Here is a 16597-nt window from a genome sequence, read left to right on the forward strand (position 1 = left end):
CCGCCAGTCGCCGGTCGCGACGATGGCCGCCCCCGTGTTGCCGTGGTACGAGCGGTACTGGGTGAGGATCTTGTCCCGCCCCGTGACGAGCCTGGCCATTCTGATGGCGTTCTCGTTGGCATCCGCGCCGCCGTTGGTGAAGAAGACCTTGCCGAACGGTCGACCTGCCTTGGCGAGGATGCGTTTGGCCGCGTTGCCGCGGGCGATGTTCGCGTGCGCCGGCGCGATCATGGTGAGGATGTCGGCCTGCTCCTTGATCGCGGCGATGACCTTCGGATGCTGGTGGCCGATGTTCATGTTCACCAGCTGGCTGGAGAAGTCGAGATAGCGCTTGCCGTCGTAGTCCCAGACCGTGCTGCCCTGCGCACCCGCGATGACGAAGGGCTTCAGCGCCCCCTGGGCAGACCAGGAGTGGAAGACGTAGGCCCTATCGAGGTCGTACGCGATTTTGCCGTCGTTCTGGTCGAAGGCGGCGGGGTCGAGAGCGTTCATTTCTTGCCTTAGATAAGGGTGCGGGGGCCGAGAGCCGGCCCCCGCACCAGGTTACTCGGACGGTCAGTTGCCGCCCTCTTTGAGGGTGACGGAGATGGGGGCGAAGTTCGTCCCCATCACGTCGACGCCGTCGGCCTTGAGCTCCTTGAGAGCCGCGTCGACGTACTTGTTGGAGTAGGCGGTCGCCGGCGGCGCCTTGGTGATGATGGTCGAGCCGGTGTTGTCCTTGGTCCCCTCCGCGATCTTCGCGGTCTGGTCCCACAGCGACTTCCTGATGACGCCGATGCCGCTCGTGGAGGGCCAGATGAGCTTGTTCACCTCGTTGGTCATCCAGAGCTGGTGGCTCGTGCCGAGGGTGGATCCGGCCTTGGTCGCGATGGCGGCCGCCTTCTCCGGGTTGTCCCTCGCGTAGACCCAGCCCTCGATGGAGGCCTTGATGAACTTGATCGTCGTCTTGTCGAAGGCGGCGTCCTTGAGCCGGTCGGCATCCGCCCAGATCGCATCCTGCAGCATCGCCGTGCCGTAGTCGTTCCAGTTGATGACGTTGAGATCGTCCGGTGTGTAGAGCTTGCCCGTCGCCGGGTTCACCGTCTCCAGCACCTGGGCGTACTCGTTGTAGGTCTCCGCCTGCGCCGCATCGATGTCGCCGGCGAGGAAGCCCTTCATGTCGAAGGCCTGCTGCACGAGCGAGATCCCCGTGTCGGTGTTGATGCCCGCCTTCTGCATCCCGGCGAAGAGCTCCCACTGGTTGCCGTAGCCCCAGCTGCCGACCTTCTTGCCATTGAGGTCGGCGGGCTTGACGATGTCCTTGTCCTTGAAGGAGATCTGCGTCGTCCCGCTGCGCTCGAAGATCTGGGCGACATCGGTGACGTTGACCCCCTGCTCGATCGAGCCGAGCACCTTCGGCACCCAGGAGATGGCGTAGTCGGCCTGGCCCTTCGCGACCGTCTGGATCGGGACGGTGTCGGTCCCGGCCTCCTTGATCGTGACGTCGAGGCCCTCCTTCTTGTAGAAGCCCTGGTCGACCGCCGCGTAGTAGCCGGCGAACTGGGCGTCCGCGACCCACTGGAGCTGCAGGGTGACCTTGGTCAGGCCCTTGCCGGAGCCGCTGCTTGCGGGAGTCGGGCTGCTGCTGCAGCCGCTCAGGATCAGCGCGCTGGCTGCCGCCATGGCGCCGACGCCGAGCACGATACGTGTGCTGTGTTTCATTGGTGCTTCCTCCTTGGTGCTCTCGATAAGGGATTGGTACCGCCGGCTGCCGTGGCCTCCGGACGTCAGACTGGAGTCGGCGAGTGCCTCGTTGCAAGCTTTTCCAGGGCCAGGGTGACGCAGAAGAACACGAGTCCGAGCAGGATCGCCCCGAGCACGAAGGCGTAGGCGAGGGTGTAGTTGCTGTACGCGGCCGCCGAGGTGATCGAGCTCGCGAGACCGTTGACTGGGCCGCCGAAGTACTCGGCGATGAGGGCGGAGATGACCGCGAGGGACGAGGCGATCCGCAGCCCCGTGAAGAGGAACGGCAGGGCGCCTGGCAGGGTCACGGTGCGCGTCGCCTGCCAGGAGGTCGCCGCGTATGCGCGCATGAGGTCGCGATGGACCGGGCGCACCTGCCTGAGTCCCCGCAGCGTGTTGAAGTACACGGGGATGAACACCGCCAGCGCGGCGATCAGCTGCCTGGTCGTCTGGGCCCCCGCGCCGAACATCGTGTACAGCACGGGCGCGAGGGCCACGATCGGGACCACGGCGAGGGCGGTGACGACCGGCTGGGTGAGCTCGTCGAAGAACCGCAGCAGCGCGGAGACCACCGCGGCGACGATGCCGACGACGACCCCGATGACGAGGCCGATGAGCGCGTTGGTCCCGGTGATGACCGTGCCCTTCCAGACGGCGGAGAGCTGGGTCGCGAACGTGGTGCCGATGGTGATCGGGGCCGGAAGGACAAACGGCTTGATGCCGAAGACGACCACAATGAGCTGCCAGAGCGCGAGCGCGATCACGCCGAGCGCGATCGGGGCCACGATCATGCGGACCCTGGTTCCCCTCATCGGTTGTCGACCCCCCGGGCCGCGCCGGCCGTCTCCTCCGCCGAAGCGGGCGTCCCGTGCAGGGCCTCGCGCACCGCGCTCACCGTGGCGAAGAATCCCGCCGCCTCCCTGAGGCCGTCGTCGCGCTCTCCCGCGGAACCGAGCGAGACATCCAGGACGTCACGGATGCGCCCGGGGCGCGGCGACATCACGACCACCCGATCGGAGAGGAACACCGCCTCGGGGATGGAGTGGGTCACGAAGACGACGGCGGCGGCCGTCTCCCGGCAGATGCGCACGAGCTCGTTCTGCATGCGCTCGCGGGTCATCTCGTCGAGGGCCCCGAACGGCTCGTCCATGAGCAGCAGCTCCGGACTCTCCGCGAGGGAGCGGGCGATCGCCACCCGCTGCTGCATGCCGCCGGAGAGCTGCTCTGGATAGCGGTCGGCGAAGTCGGTCAGGCCGACGAGGTCGAGCAGCTCGGCAGAGCGCTCCCTGCGCGCCCTCCTGCCGACGCCGTGCAGTTCGAGCGGCAGCTCGATGTTCTCCGAGATCGACCGCCAGGGCAGGAGCCCTGCCTGCTGGAAGGCGATGCCGTAGTCCTGGTCGATCCTGGCCTGGCGGGCGGTCTTGCCGAAGACGCTGACCGCGCCCGTCGTCGGCTGGTCGAGGTCGGCGATCAGCCTGAGCAGCGTGCTCTTGCCGCACCCGCTCGGACCGATCAGGGAGACGAACTCGCCGGGCGAGACCACGAGGTCGATGTCCGTCAGGGCGACGACCTGCTGGCGCCGTCCGGTGCTGAACACCTTGGACACCCCCTCGACCAGGACGGCCGAGCCGCCCTCTGCTGCGTGCGACGGTGTCATGACGAGACCTCTCCCCTGCGGTACTTCTTGAGCGCGAGACCGAGCAGGGCGACCGCCCCCGCCGCGATCAGGCCGATGATCACGGCGCCGAAGATGGGCGCCCACGGCTTGCCAGGATCCCCGCTGGAGGCCGAGGCGTACTCGACCATCATCCGGCCCACCCCTCCGGCCAGTCCGATCGAGACCTCGGCGACCACGGTGCCGATGACCGCGTTGGCCGCGGCCAGCCGGAGGGCGGGAAGCAGGTAGGGCACGCTCGCCGGCAGCCGAAGCCTCAGGAGGGTCTTCCACCAGCCGGCCGCATAGCTGCGCATGAGCTCGACGTGAGCGGTGTCGGGAGAGCCGAGACCGCGCAGGGCGCCGACGGACACCGGGAAGAAGGCGAGGTAGGAGGCGATGAGGGCGACGGACATCCAGTCCTGCCAGCGCCAGGAGCCGATGCTGATCTGCGAGCCGATGCCGGCAACCAGCGGGGCGAGAGCGATGAGCGGGACGGTCTGGCTGAGGACGACCCAGGGCAGGACGGCGGACTCCGCGGTGCGGAAGCGCTGCATGAGGATCGCCAGCAGCAGCCCGACCACCACGCCGATGAGCCAGCCGACGGCGGCGATGCCCAGGGTGAAGGCGGAGGCGTGGGCGACAGCCGACCACAGCGGCGGGGAACCCGGCGTCGAGGTGACCGGCTGGCCGATCCGCAGCCACATGGTCGCGAGGTGGGGCATCGCGAGGTCGCTCGTGCGCGGCAGGACCGTCAGCCCGTCGACGACGACCCCCTGTGCGGGGCCGAGCGCCTTGTAGCCCTCCCACAGCACCCCCAGCAGCACCACGCCGAGAACGCCGAGGACGACGGGGCGGATGCGGCCGGCCATGGTCTCAGGCCTTCGCGGTGATCTGTTCGCGGAGGGCGGGGATGACCGTCTCGCCGTAGACCCTGAGGGTCTCCTCCTTGTTGTCGTGCTGCAGGTACCCGGCGAACTGATCGACGCCGAGCTCCCTCAGCGCCCTCAGCTTCTCGATGTGATCGTCCGCCGTGCCGAGCAGGCAGAACCGGTCGACGATATCGTCCGGCACGAAGGTGGTGTGACTGTTGCCGCTGCGACCGTGCTCGTTGTAGTCGTAGCCCTCACGGGCCTTGATGTAGTCGGTGAGGGCCTTCGGCACCGGGGAGTTCTCCCCGTACTTGGCGACGATGTCGGCGACGTGATTGCCGACCATCCCGCCGAACCAGCGGTTCTGGTCGCGCATGTGCTCCCAGTCGTCGCCGATGTGCATGGGAGCGGCGACGCAGAACTTCACCGACATCGGGTCCCTGCCCGCCTTCTCCGCCGCATCCCGGACGGCCCCGATCATCCATTCGGCGATGTCGAGGTCGGCGAGCTGGAGGATGAATCCGTCGCCGACCTCCCCCGCGAGCTTGAGCGCGAGCGGCCCATAGGCGGCAACCCAGACCTCGAGCTCGGAGCCCTGGCTCCACGGGAACTGCAGCTGCGCACCGTTGTACTCCACCGGCCGGGAGTTTCCGAGCTCGCGGATGACGTGGATCGCCTCGCGCAGCGTCTTGAGGGTGGTCGGCGCGCCGTTGGTGACCCGCACGGCCGAGTCCCCCCGGCCGATCCCGCAGATGGTGCGGTTGCCGTACATCTCATTGAGGGTGGCGTAGAGGGATGCCGTGACCGTCCAGTCCCGCGTCGCCGGGTTGGTGACCATCGGGCCGACCTTCACCCGATGGGTGCGCTCGAGGATCTGGCTGTAGATCACGTACGGCTCCTGCCAGAGCAGGTGCGAGTCGAAGGTCCAGACATAGCCGAAGCCGTGCTGCTCCGCCAGTTGGGCCAGGGCGACGGTGCGAGAGGCGGGTGGGTTGGTCTGTAAAACGGCGCCGAATTCCATGGTTCTCCTAGATCAGGTACTGCGAGAGGCCGCGCTTGAAGTACTTGCCGTCGCCCTTCGTGCCGAGGTACCGGTCGTCGTCCACGATCACCTTGCCGCGGGAGAGCACGGTGTCGACGTGGCCGTCGATCTCGAAGCCCTCCCAGGCCGAGTAGTCCATGTTCATGTGGTGGGTCTTCTCCAGCCCGATGCTCGTGTGGCCCTTCGGGTCGTAGACCACGACGTCGCCGTCGGCTCCCGGCTGGATGACCCCCTTCTTGCCGTACATGCCGAACATCCGCGCCGGGGTGGTCGAGGTCAGCTCCACCCAACGGGGGAGCGAGATCTGGCCGTCGACGACGCCCTGGTACATGAGGTCCATCCGGTGCTCGACCGAGCCGATGCCGTTCGGGATCTTGGAGAAGTCGGCGAGCCCCATGTCCTTCTGGCCCTTCATGCAGAACGGGCAGTGGTCGGTGGAGACCATCTGGATGTCGTTGGTGCGGAGGGACTGCCACATGTGGTGCTGGTGGCCGTCGGCCTCCGACCGCAGCGGCGTGGAGCACACCCACTTGGCGCCCTCGAAGCCGCCCCACTCCTGCCCGGTCGCGCCGAGCTGTTCCTCGAGCGAGAGATAGAGGTACTGCGGGCAGGTCTCCCCGAACACGTTCTGGCCGCTGTCGCGGGCGGCGGAGATCTGCTCCACCGCCTGCTTGGCCGAGACGTGCACGACGTAGAGGGGGGCGCCGGTCAGGTTGGCGATCATGATCGCCCTGTGGGTCGCCTCCTCCTCCGTCTGCCACGGCCTGGTGATGCCGTGGTAGTACGGCGAGGTGTTGCCCGCCTCGAGGGCCTGCTTCACGAGCACGTCGATCATCGCGCCGTTCTCGGCGTGCATCATCATCAGCGCGCCGTTCTGCGCCCCCTTCTGGAAGGCCCGCAGGATCTGGCCGTCGTCGGAGAGGAACACGCCCTTGTAGGCCATGAACAGCTTGAAGCTGGAGACGCCCTCCTCGATGAGCTCGTCCATCGCCGTGAGCGAGGCATCCTGCACGTCGGAGAGGATCTGATGGAAGCCGTAGTCGACCGCGCAGTTGCCCGCGGCCTTCTCGTGCCACAGCGCGTACTGGTCGAGCACGTTCTGGTCGGGGTACTGGACGATGAAGTCGACGATGCTCGTCGTGCCGCCCCAGGCGGCCGCGCGGGTGCCCGTCTCGAAGGTGTCGCTCGCGAAGGTCCCGCCGAAGGGCATCTCCATGTGGGTGTGCGCGTCGATCCCGCCGGGGATCACGTACTTGCCCGTCGCGTCGATCACGGTGTCGACGTTCGCCTCCAGATCGAAGCCGAGCAGTCGCGAACCCGGTGCGAGCACGGCCGCGATGGTCTCGCCGTCGATGAGCACGTCGGCGACCGCGGTGCCGGTCGCGTTGACGACCGTTCCATTCTTGATGAGGGTCTTCATCGCTCTTCCTCCGATCGGGCCTACGGCTTCGTGATGGTGGTGTACGACTCCGGACGACGGTCGCGGTAAAACTGCCAGTTGTTGCGCACCTCGCGGATCATCCCGAGGTCGAGGTCGCGGATGACGACCTCCTCCTCGGTGTCGCTGCCGTAGGCGCCGACGAGGTTGCCCTGCGGGTCGACGAACTGGCTGTTGCCGTAGAAGTCGACCGCGAGGTCGCCGTACTCGTTGTCCTCCCGTCCCACCCGGTTCGGGGCGGCGACGAAGTAGCCGTTGGCGGCGGCGGCGGCGGGCTGCTCGATCTCCCAGAGGCGATTGGAGAGGCCCGGCTTGGTCGCGTTCGGGTTGAAGACGATCTGGGCACCGGCGAGTCCGAGCTCGCGCCAGCCCTCCGGGAAGTGCCTGTCATAGCAGATGTACACGCCGATCGGCCCGACGGCGGTCTGGAACACCGGGTAGCCGAGGTTGCCGGGGCGGAAGTAGAACTTCTCCCAGAACTTGTCGAGGTGGGGGATGTGGTGCTTGCGATACTTGCCGAGCACGGTCCCGTCGGAGTCGACCACGACCGCGGTGTTGTAGTACACCCCCGGCATGTCCTCCTCGTAGATGGGAAGGACCATGACCAGGCCGAGCTCCTTGGCGAGCGCGGCGAACCGGCTGACGATGGGGCCGTCGACCGGCTCCGCGTAGTCGTAGTACTTCGCGTCCTCCGTGATGCCGAAGTACGGCCCGTAGAAGAGCTCCTGGAAGCAGATGACCTGCGCCCCGTCCGCCGCGGCGTCGCGGGCGAACTGCTCGTGCTTGGCGAGCATCGACTCCTTGTCGCCTGTCCAGGTGGTTTGGGTGATCGCCGCGCGTACGACAGTCATTGGTCGGCCTCCATCGTTTTGTTCGTTTTGTTATTGTGCGCCGTAAACATTTCCCTTATGTTTCTGTTTATGACGCTGGCGTAAACAGAGAGGGCCGGCGGGGAAGCGGATCACATGGATGACAGTCGGTGCCTGCCGTGAAGACGATCGCGATCGCCGTCGAAGAGCCCACCCCCCACGGTATCGCTGCCGCCGTCGCCCGGCTCATCACCTCCGGCGATCTCGCTCCCGGAGACCGTCTGCCGACCGTGCGAGAGCTCGCCTCCGATCTCGGGGTGAGCCCGGCGACGGTGAGTCACGCCTGGCAGGCGCTGTCCGGGGTCGGGCTCATCATCTCCCGCGGCCGCAGCGGCAGCTTCGTCATGGCGGCGCCCCGCCGCTGGCTGCCCCCGCGTTTCCAGGGCCTCGCCGGCCAGCTGGAGGCGACCAGGCTCGATCTGTCGACCGGCACCCCCGACCCCCTGCTCCTTCCCGCCCTCGGTCCGGCGCTCTCCCGAGTCTCCGAGCGGGCGGGAACGGTCAGTTATCTCGATCGGCCGGTCATCCCCGAGCTGGAGTCTCTGCTCAGGGACACCTGGCCGTACGACGTCGAGGCGGTGACGGTGGTCGACGGCGCGCTCGACGCCCTGTCCAGGGCGATGGAGATCGTCGTGCGCTTCGGCGACCGGGTCGTGGTCGAGGATCCCGGCTTCCCGCCCATCTTCGACCTGCTCGACCACTTCGGCGCGGTCAGGGTCCCCGTCGGCATGGACGAGAACGGGCTGCGACCCGACCTGCTCGAAGCGGCCCTCACCCTGCGGCCGACCGTGATCGTGCTGCAGCCCAGGGCGCAGAATCCCACGGGACGCTCGCTCACCAGGGCGAGGTCGGAGGAGCTCGCCCAGGTCATCCGCCGCTCCCGCCACGCGAGCGACGCGATCGTCGTCGAGGACGATCACTCCGGCGAGATCACGACGGCCCGCGACGTGAGCCTCGGCGCGTGGCTGCCCGGACAGCTCCTGCACATCCGCAGCTTCTCCAAGTCGCACGGCCCCGATCTCAGGATCGCCGCGATCGGCGGCCCGAGCGAGCTGATCGAACCGCTCGTGGCCCGTCGCATCCTCGGCCCTGGCTGGACCTCGAGGATGCTGCAGACCATGCTGCACGATCTGCTCAGCAACTCGACCTCCGTCTCGGAGGTGAGCGACGCCAGGAGGATCTACCGGTCCAGGCAGCGCAGGCTGTCCGAGGCGCTCGCCGCGAACGGCCTCGAGCTCCCCGCCTCCGACGGCATCAACACCTGGCTGCCCGTGGCGGACGAGCGCGCGGCGGTCGTGCACCTGGCCGCCGCGGGCATCCGGGTCGCCGCGGGCACCCCGTTCCAGGCCGATCAGGCCGGCGACTTCGTCCGGGTGACGGCGGGGCTCATCCGCACGGACTTCGACTCGATCGCCGAGCACCTCGCGACGGCCGCGCGCACCTAGGGACCCGCGGCCCGCCCGCCCCTCCACTCGCGGCGGGAGAGCTCGCGGCGGGAGAAAGGTGGTGGCGGAGGGAGGCGCGCCTCCCTCCGTGGTGCACATTTCCCGCCGAGAGATGTCTTATCCCCCGCCGCGACAGACGGGGAGGGCCGTATCTCCCGCCGGGAGGTGCGACAACTCCCGCCGCGACGGGCGCAGGCGCCGCACGGCACGGCACGACCCGCAGCGCGGGATCAGCGGATGCGGGATCAGCGGATGCGTGACCGGCCCGCCCCGGTCCGCAGCAGCAGCAGGGCGAGCAGCCCGCAGACCAGATAGAGGGATGCCTGGGCGTCGAGCACCGGGATCACCCCGAGGCGGTCGGAGAGCAGGCCGGCGGCGAGCAGGCCGACTCCCTGGGCCGCCTGGGCGAGGGTCCCCGTGGTCGCGACGACCCTGCCGATGGCCGCGGGCGGGGTGACCTGCTGCACGGTCGTCATGACCCCGGCGGTGGTCGCGACGGCGGGGATCCCCATGGCGACGAAGAAGCCGACGTAGAACACGCTGAGCGTGCTGATCGGAGCGAAATTCCAGGTGAGCCAGGCGAGGAGGCCGAAGACGACGAAGCCGTAGCCGACGAGCACCCGGGCGCTCAGCCGCCGGATGAGCACCCCGACGAGCAGGCCGCCGAGGATCCCGCCGATGGCCTGCACCCCGCGCAGCAGCCCGACCTCCGCGTCTCCCGCCCGCAGCACCTGCACCACGTAGACGACGAAGAGCACGAGGAAGACCCCCTGGGCGACGGCGGAGACGCACTCGATCAGGAGGATGGCGCCGAGCGGCCGCACCCGCCTGATCGTCCGCCATCCGCCGAGGAGCTCGTGGAGGAGGCCCCGAGGCTCGGCGCCCCCGGACGGCGCCTCCCGCACCCTCGGCCGGCTGAGCAGCACGAGGACGGCGCTGAGCAGATAGCTCGCCGCGTCGAGGCAGACGACGCCGGGCAGCCCGAGGCCGGCGAAGACGAGGCCGCCGAGCGGGGACCCGACGAGCCGCGCGAGGTTGTCGGCGACGGAGAGCAGGGAGTTGGCCTGCCCGAGCTGGCCCGGCGAGACGAGGCGGGGCAGCAGCGACTGGCGGGCGGGGTTGACCCCGGCGGCGAGGGCGGCCTGGACCGCCGCGACGAGGTAGACGATCCACAGCCGGTCGGCACTGGCCGCGAGCAGCGGCAGCAGCGCGAGCCCCTGGGCGAGGTTGAGGACGATCATCGTGCGGCGATGGTCGAAACGGTCGACGAGCACCCCGAGCACCGGACCGAACAGCAGCACGGGGATCAGCTCGGCGAGGAAGACCGTCGACGCGCCGAGGGCGGACCCGGTGATCGCGAACACGAACAGCGGCAGCGCGATCATGAGCAGCCAGTCTCCGGTGTCGGAGACGAGGCCGCCCCACCAGATCAGGGAGAAGTCCCGCTGGGCGATGGGCGATCGTGCCGGGGCGACGGCGGTCATCCGAGGACGTCCGGATGCAGGAACCCCTGGACCTGCAGGTAGACCACCTCGCCGTCCGCGGGCGCCTCCCCCCGCGTGAGCGCGATGTAGGGACGGATGAGGGCGTCCAGCCGCTCGCCGAGGTCCGCGAGCTCGTCCGGGGTCATCCTCAGCGCATAGGAGGCCGAGACGGCCGAGTCCCGCCAGGCAGGCGGTGTGCTCTCCCTCTCCGCGATGGCCCGGCGAGCGAGGCGGGCGCCCTCCTCGACGTAGCTCTCCGCGATCACCCGCTCGACCGCCGCCGCGGCCGGGTCCCGGGCCTCCGAGCCGGTCTCGCCCGCACGCCCCGTGCGCTCCTCCGCCTCCGCGGCGAAGTCGAATCCCGTCGCCGCGCTGCGCCACGGCCGCTCACGGCCATCAGAGGACTCCAGCGCCTCGACCAGGCCGAACCGCGCCAGCGACCGCAGGTGATAGCTGCAGTTCGAGGGCGTCGAGCCGACCGCCCTCGCGCAGTCGCTCGCGGTCTGGGCGCCGAAGGCCATGAGGTGGTGCAGGATGGCCAGCCGCAGCGGGTGCGCGATCGCCCGGAGAGCCCGCGCATCCGTGATCCGCCGCCGGTCCTCCGGCCGCCCGTCCGGTCCAGGTGTGAAAGACATGTTTCATATAGTAGCGGATGTCCGTCCTCCGCCCGGACCTCGGCCGGCGACCGCGGGATAGAATCGAGGAACGGCCCCCGCACCGATCTGGTGCGGAGCATCGACCCAGGACTGGGGCGGCAGGTCTCACGAGCCGGTAGCGCTCGACCATCGTTCGCCAGCGCACCGGAGGTCCCGTGTCCACCCTTCCCCGTCTTCTCGCCGTCGCCGCCGTCGTGACGCTCGGCCTCACCGGCTGCGCCGCGTCGGCCGCCGCACCGACGGCCGCGCCGTCCGCGTCCGATTCCTCGCAGGGCCTCGACAACTGCGGAACCCGGGTCGACTTCTCCGGACCGGCGCCCAAGCGGGTCGTCACCATCAAGTCCACCTCCACGGAGATGCTGCTCGCGCTGGGCCTCGGCGACAGGATCGTCGGCACCGCCTTCCCCGATGGTCCCGTGCCGGCGAAGTGGAAGGCGGCGAGCTCGAAGCTCCCGCTGCTCTCGGATCAGGTGCCGTCGCAGGAGGCCGTGCTCGCCACGAACCCGGATCTCGTCTACGCCGGCTGGGAGTCGAACTTCTCGGCGGACGGGGCGGGCACCCGCTCCGACCTCGCCGGTCTCGGTGTCAAGACCTACGTCTCCCCCGCGGCCTGCAAGGAGGCCGGATACCAGCCCGCGAAGCTCGGCTTCTCCAACATCTTCCAGGAGATCGACGAGGTCGCATCCATCTTCCACGTCTCCGACCGGACGCTGCTGACCGAGCAGAAAAAGCAGCTCGCCGCGATCGTCAAGGACACGCGCGGCCTGACCGCCCTCTGGTACTCCTCCGGGTCCGACACCCCGTACGTGGGGGCGGGGATCGGCGCGCCGGAGCTCGTCCTGGAGACGATCGGACTCACCAACGTCGCCGCCGGGGTCAAGGACACCTGGACGTCGTTCAACTGGGAGTCCATCGTCAACGACGACCCGGACGTCATCGTGCTCATCGACGCCTCCTGGAACACCGCCGCGAGCAAGATCAAGCTGCTGGAGGGCAATCCGGCCACGGCCAACCTGTCCGCGGTGAAGAACCACCGCTACCTGACCCTGCCGTTCGCCGCGAGCGAGGCCGGCGTGCGGACGGTCTCGGCCGCGGCCGATCTGTCCGCGCAGCTGGCGAAGCTCGATCTCAAGTAGCGAGGATGTCCAGCCGCACCACGAGACACGACCGCGCGGCGCGCCCGGTGCTCGTCGGCCTCGCCCTCTTCCTCCTCCTGCTGCTCTCGGTGACCTTCGCGATCACGATCGGACCGGCGAGCATCACGCCGATCGACGTCTGGCAGTCCGTGCTGCACCACCTCGGCATCGGCCCGACCCCGCTGAGCCTGCTGCGCGACGGCATCGTCTGGCAGCTGCGGCTCCCGCGCGTGCTCACCGCGGCGGCCGTGGGGGCCGGACTGGCGATCAGCGGCGTGGTCATGCAGGCGATCACCCGCAACCCGCTCGCCGACCCCTACCTGCTCGGGCTGTCCTCCGGCGCGTCGCTCGGGGCCGTCGCCGTGCTCCTGCTCGGCATCTCGCTGCTGCTCCCGCTCGCCGCCTTCCTCGGGGCGATGCTCGCGCTCCTGCTCACCCTGGCCCTCGCCTCCTCGCTCGGGCGGATCACCCCGTCGAGGACCGTGCTCGCCGGTCTCGCGGTGTCGTCGCTCGCCTCCGCCGTGACGAGCCTCATCATCTTCTGGACGGTCACGGGCGACTCCTACCGGGAGATCCTCAACTGGCTGCTCGGCTCGCTCGCCGGGGCGCGCTGGCCCGCCGTCGCGATCGGCTTCTCCGCCATCCTCGTCGCCGGCGTCCCGATCATGCTGAGCGGGCGCATCCTCGACTCCTTCGCCTTCGGCGACACCTCCGCGGCGGCGCTCGGCATCAACGTCCAGGCGGTTCGCTGGGTCCTGCTCGCGGCGACGGCGCTGCTGACCGGTGCCATGGTGTCCGTCAGCGGCTCGATCGGCTTCGTCGGGCTCATCCTGCCGCACGCCGTGCGCCTGCTCGTCGGCCCGCGGCACCGGGCGCTGCTGCCGCTGTCGGCGATCGTCGGCGCGATCTTCCTCATCTGGGCGGACACGGCGGCCAGGTCGATCTTCGACCCCCGCGAGCTGCCCGTCGGCATCGTCACCGCGATCGTCGGCGCGCCGATCTTCGCCTTCCTGCTCACGCGCCGCAGGAGCCAGGTTTGACCGGGGGCCTGGATGCCACCAGGATCGACGTGCGGATCGACGGCCGGCTCATCGTCGACGGGGTCGACTGCACCGTCGAGCCCGGCACCTTCTCCGCCATGATCGGTCCGAACGGGGCGGGGAAGTCCAGCCTGCTGCGGGTGCTCGCGACGGTCGAGCGGCCGCATGCCGGCGCGGTCTCCTTCGCCGGCCGCGACCTCTTCGCCCTCCCCCGCAGGACCCGCGCGCGTCTCGTCACCTTCGTCGAGCAGGACTCCTCCACCGACCTCTCCCTGCGTGTGCGGGACGTCGTGGCCCTCGGCCGGATCCCGCACCAGGGGATGTTCGGGGAGTCGAGCGCTGAGGACCGCAGGATCGTGGATGCCGCGCTCGCGTCCGCCGGCGCCGCGGCCCTCGCCGACCGGGACTACACCGGCCTGTCCGGCGGGGAACGCCAGCACGTGCTGCTCGCGAAGGCGCTCGCCCAGCAGCCGGAGCTGCTCCTGCTCGACGAGCCGAGCAATCACCTCGACATCGCGGCGCAGCTCGCCCTGCTCGATCTGCTCAAGGGGCTCGCCGCCGAGGGGGTGACGGTGCTCGCGGCCCTGCACGATCTCAACCTCGCGAGCGCCTACTGCGACCACGTCGTCGTCCTGCGGGGCGGGCGGGTCTTCGCCGCCGGCCCGACCTCCGAGGTGCTCACCGCCGAGCTCATCCGCGAGGTCTACGGGGTCAGGGCGAGCGTCATCGAGCATCCGCAGACCGGCCGTCCCCTGGTCGCCTTCGGCAGCCTGCGCTGAGCGGGCGGCGTTCCCTTCTAACCTGGGTGTTCGCCGGGGATAGCTGAGGATTCGCCCGGGGGGACCTTCGGCCCTGTTTCGGGCAAGGGGCACCTGCGAGATTCGAGAGGGCGGGGATAGCTCTCCGCTCGCTGTCGCCGCGACCCGGCCGATGGCCGGTATTCCACCACGAAGCGGAGTGACATGCGACGGCGCGATGCGGCCACGACGGACGCCGGACGCCTTGATGACTTCTCCTACCTGGAGCCGGGAACCGTCTACCTGGATGCCGCCTGCCAGAGCCTGCGCCCCCGACCGGTGATCGACGCGCTGACCGAGTACTACACGGAGTACAACGCCTGCGGCGGCCGGGTCAAGTACGCCTGGGGCAAGCGCGTCGACGAGGAGGTCGCGGCGGCCCGATCCGCGGTTCTCGACCTGTTCTCGCTGTCGCCGCGGAACCACGCCGTCTCCTTCACCCTCAACACCAGCTACGGTCTCAACCTGCTGCTGCATCAGCTCCCGATGAACACCTATCTGCGGGTCGTCACGAGCCACATCGAGCACAACTCCGTCTTCCTCCCGACCATGACGGCGGCCTCCCGCCTCGGCGTCGAACGCCTCGTGCTCGACCGCGACGCCGACGGGGCCCTGAGGTACGAGCCGGCCCAGCTCGAGCGGGCGGTCGTCGTCGTGAATGTCACCTCGAACGTGGACGGGCGGCAGCTCACCAACCTCTCCCAGCTGGTGCACGACACCCACGCCCGCGGCGGCATCGTCATCCTCGACGCGGCGCAGACCGCCGCCCACCACCACCCCCTGCTGAGGAAGACGGAGGCGGACGCGATCTGCTTCTCGGCCCACAAGATGTACGGCGCGAGCCTCGGCGTGATCGTCGCACGTCACGAGCTGCTCGCCTCCCTCGAGGTCACCTTCATCGGCGGCGGCATGGTCGCCGACGTCCGGGAGGACTCCTTCGACCTGCTGCCCGACGATCCCGCCGCCCTGCTCGAGCCCGGCCTGCAGGCCTGGGGCGAGATCATCGCCCTCCGCCGCGCCATCGACTGGCTCTCCACGGTGCGGCCGGGAGGACGGAGCCCCGCCGAGCACATCTCCGGGCTCGCCGACAGGCTGTACGACGGCCTGAGCGGGATCCCCGGCCTCGTCCTGCTCAACACCGTGAGCGCGCCGGTCATCAGCCTCTACTCGCCGAAACAGGACGCCCATCGCCTGGCCGTGTTCCTCTCCCACTCCGGCATCATGGCGCGCAGCGGCTACTTCTGCGCCCATCACTACCTGAAGGAGCAGCTCGGCCTTCCGCCGCTGCTGCGCTTCTCCCTCGGCCTGCACTCGACACCGGCCGACATCGACCTGGCACTGGATACCCTCACCCGCCTCATGAAAGGCCTCGCCTAAGTGTTCTGTATCGCGGCGTTAATCGTCCTCCTGATCATGGGCGCCTTCTCGGCGCGCTACCGCAAATACATCCGCAAGGCCTGGAACTGCACCTTCCGGCGGGTCACCTTCCGCGCCTGCGACACGAGCTTCAAGCAGGACGTCAAGGACCGCCTGCTGGCCCCCGTCGCCGCGCGGCGCCCCGGGCTGGTCCGCCCGGCGAGCATCGGCCTCGAGGTCATCTCGATCCTGCTCGTGCTGACCACGATCTGGAGCGGATACACGGTCGTCAAGAGCGGCCTCAACCTCTACGTCTACGGGACCTGCAACAAGGAGAACTCGGAGTCCTGCACCCTGGGCGCCGAGTCCTGCTCCGTCGCCGACCCGAACCCCACCTTCACCCAGTCGCTACGCACCTTCGACGTGATCGGCGCCTTCCGCAACGAGTTCGTGAGCCTCGGCGACACCATCGAGGCGATCCCCTCCCGCCTGCGCGACTGGAAGGCCGAGGACTACCTCCCCGCCAATGAGAGCTACCTGGAGACCTACTCCGCCAGCAAGAAGACGGCGCTCGAGGTCATCGACCCCGGCTGCCGCTTCTGCCGCCAGCTGTTCCAGAACATCAAGAAGGCGCACTTCGCCGATCGGTACAACCTCAGCTACGTCGCCTTCCCCATCTCCACCGGCAACACCTACAAGTTCCCGAACTCCCTGCTGGTGAGCCAGTACCTCGAGGCCCTCCGGCTCAACCCCGTGGCCGATGCCAAGACCCCCGTCGACTGGCAGATCCTCGACCACATCTTCACCGGCAAGACCACGAGCGGACTGTCCTACCAGGACTACATCAACGGAAACGATCACGCCGACGTCGTCACGCTGCTGAACGGCTGGCTCGCCAAGGCGGGTATGACCCCGGACCAGATCGCGAACATCGCCACCGTGGCGGCCTCCGATCGGGTGGCGGACATCATCAAGGCCAACCACAGCCTGGTCATCGACAAGATCGACACCGTCAAGATCCCCACGATCATCTTCGACGGCCGCCGTCACGACGGTCTGGTCTCCGTGGATGGGCTGAGCAAGTAA

At 69.1% G+C, this 16597-nt stretch carries 16 protein-coding genes; 6 read left to right on the top strand and 10 right to left on the bottom strand.

The annotated features are described in order from the left end of the window. From VGC18_RS09450 to VGC18_RS09485, 8 genes are all read right to left on the bottom strand, one after another. Positions 1-492 (bottom strand): aminotransferase class III-fold pyridoxal phosphate-dependent enzyme (locus VGC18_RS09450; RefSeq protein WP_331096623.1); only part of this gene is annotated, 492 nt, incomplete at its 3' end. Positions 493-555: 63 nt separating this feature from the next. After that, complete coding sequence (locus VGC18_RS09455; RefSeq protein ID WP_331096625.1) at positions 556-1701, bottom strand: ABC transporter substrate-binding protein; 1146 nt, start codon at positions 1699-1701, stop codon at positions 556-558. 65 nt (positions 1702-1766) lie between these two features. Next, the gene (locus VGC18_RS09460) at positions 1767-2513 is read right to left on the bottom strand and encodes an ABC transporter permease (RefSeq protein ID WP_331096627.1); all 747 of its coding nucleotides are present in this window, start codon (positions 2511-2513) and stop codon (positions 1767-1769) included. Positions 2514-2530: 17 nt separating this feature from the next. After that, positions 2531-3379 (bottom strand): ABC transporter ATP-binding protein, encoded by an 849-nt coding sequence (locus VGC18_RS09465; protein ID WP_331096629.1) that lies wholly within the window; start codon positions 3377-3379, stop codon positions 2531-2533. After that, entirely contained in the window at positions 3376-4248 is an 873-nt protein-coding gene (locus tag VGC18_RS09470; protein WP_331096631.1) for an ABC transporter permease, read from the bottom strand. The genes VGC18_RS09465 and VGC18_RS09470 overlap by 4 nt, the downstream gene beginning before the upstream one ends. Positions 4249-4252: 4 nt before the next feature. Further along, a complete protein-coding gene (locus VGC18_RS09475) occupies positions 4253-5269 on the bottom strand; it encodes a TIGR03842 family LLM class F420-dependent oxidoreductase (protein WP_331096633.1) in 1017 nt (338 codons plus the stop codon). A gap of 7 nt (positions 5270-5276) precedes the next feature. After that, entirely contained in the window at positions 5277-6710 is a 1434-nt protein-coding gene (gene hydA, locus VGC18_RS09480) for a dihydropyrimidinase (protein WP_331096635.1), read from the bottom strand. A gap of 20 nt (positions 6711-6730) precedes the next feature. Beyond that, complete coding sequence (locus tag VGC18_RS09485; protein WP_331096637.1) at positions 6731-7579, bottom strand: nitrilase-related carbon-nitrogen hydrolase; 849 nt, start codon at positions 7577-7579, stop codon at positions 6731-6733. A gap of 128 nt (positions 7580-7707) precedes the next feature. Between VGC18_RS09485 and VGC18_RS09490 the strand changes: the two genes are divergently transcribed. After that, complete coding sequence (locus VGC18_RS09490) at positions 7708-9042, top strand: PLP-dependent aminotransferase family protein (protein ID WP_331096639.1); 1335 nt, start codon at positions 7708-7710, stop codon at positions 9040-9042. A gap of 245 nt (positions 9043-9287) precedes the next feature. Here the strand turns inward: VGC18_RS09490 and VGC18_RS09495 are convergent, their stop codons facing one another. Together VGC18_RS09495 and VGC18_RS09500 are read right to left on the bottom strand one after the other, a co-directional pair. Then, positions 9288-10526, bottom strand: coding sequence for an MFS transporter (locus VGC18_RS09495; RefSeq protein ID WP_331096641.1), 1239 nt, complete (start codon positions 10524-10526; stop codon positions 9288-9290). Continuing rightward, on the bottom strand, positions 10523-11161 hold the full coding sequence (locus tag VGC18_RS09500) for a helix-turn-helix domain-containing protein (RefSeq protein ID WP_331096643.1): 639 nt from the start codon (positions 11159-11161) through the stop codon (positions 10523-10525). The genes VGC18_RS09495 and VGC18_RS09500 overlap by 4 nt, the downstream gene beginning before the upstream one ends. Positions 11162-11337: 176 nt before the next feature. On the opposite strand from VGC18_RS09500, the gene VGC18_RS09505 reads away from it, so the two are divergent. The 5 genes from VGC18_RS09505 (at position 11338) to VGC18_RS09525 (ending at position 16597) form a co-directional block, all read left to right on the top strand. Next, positions 11338-12318 (top strand): putative F420-0 ABC transporter substrate-binding protein, encoded by a 981-nt coding sequence (locus tag VGC18_RS09505; protein WP_331096645.1) that lies wholly within the window; start codon positions 11338-11340, stop codon positions 12316-12318. A gap of 5 nt (positions 12319-12323) precedes the next feature. Next, complete coding sequence (locus VGC18_RS09510) at positions 12324-13358, top strand: putative F420-0 ABC transporter permease subunit (protein WP_331096647.1); 1035 nt, start codon at positions 12324-12326, stop codon at positions 13356-13358. Next, the gene (locus VGC18_RS09515; RefSeq protein WP_331096650.1) at positions 13355-14137 is read left to right on the top strand and encodes an ATP-binding cassette domain-containing protein; all 783 of its coding nucleotides are present in this window, start codon (positions 13355-13357) and stop codon (positions 14135-14137) included. Before VGC18_RS09510 ends, VGC18_RS09515 begins: the two co-directional genes overlap by 4 nt. A gap of 183 nt (positions 14138-14320) precedes the next feature. Then, entirely contained in the window at positions 14321-15532 is a 1212-nt protein-coding gene (locus VGC18_RS09520; protein ID WP_331096653.1) for an aminotransferase class V-fold PLP-dependent enzyme, read from the top strand. Between the two features lie 36 nt (positions 15533-15568). Continuing rightward, positions 15569-16597, top strand: a complete 1029-nt coding sequence (locus VGC18_RS09525) for a hypothetical protein (RefSeq protein WP_331096654.1) — start codon at positions 15569-15571, stop codon at positions 16595-16597.

The organism is Lacisediminihabitans sp. (assembly GCF_036404185.1).
Taxonomy (GTDB): Bacteria; Actinomycetota; Actinomycetes; order Actinomycetales; family Microbacteriaceae; genus Lacisediminihabitans.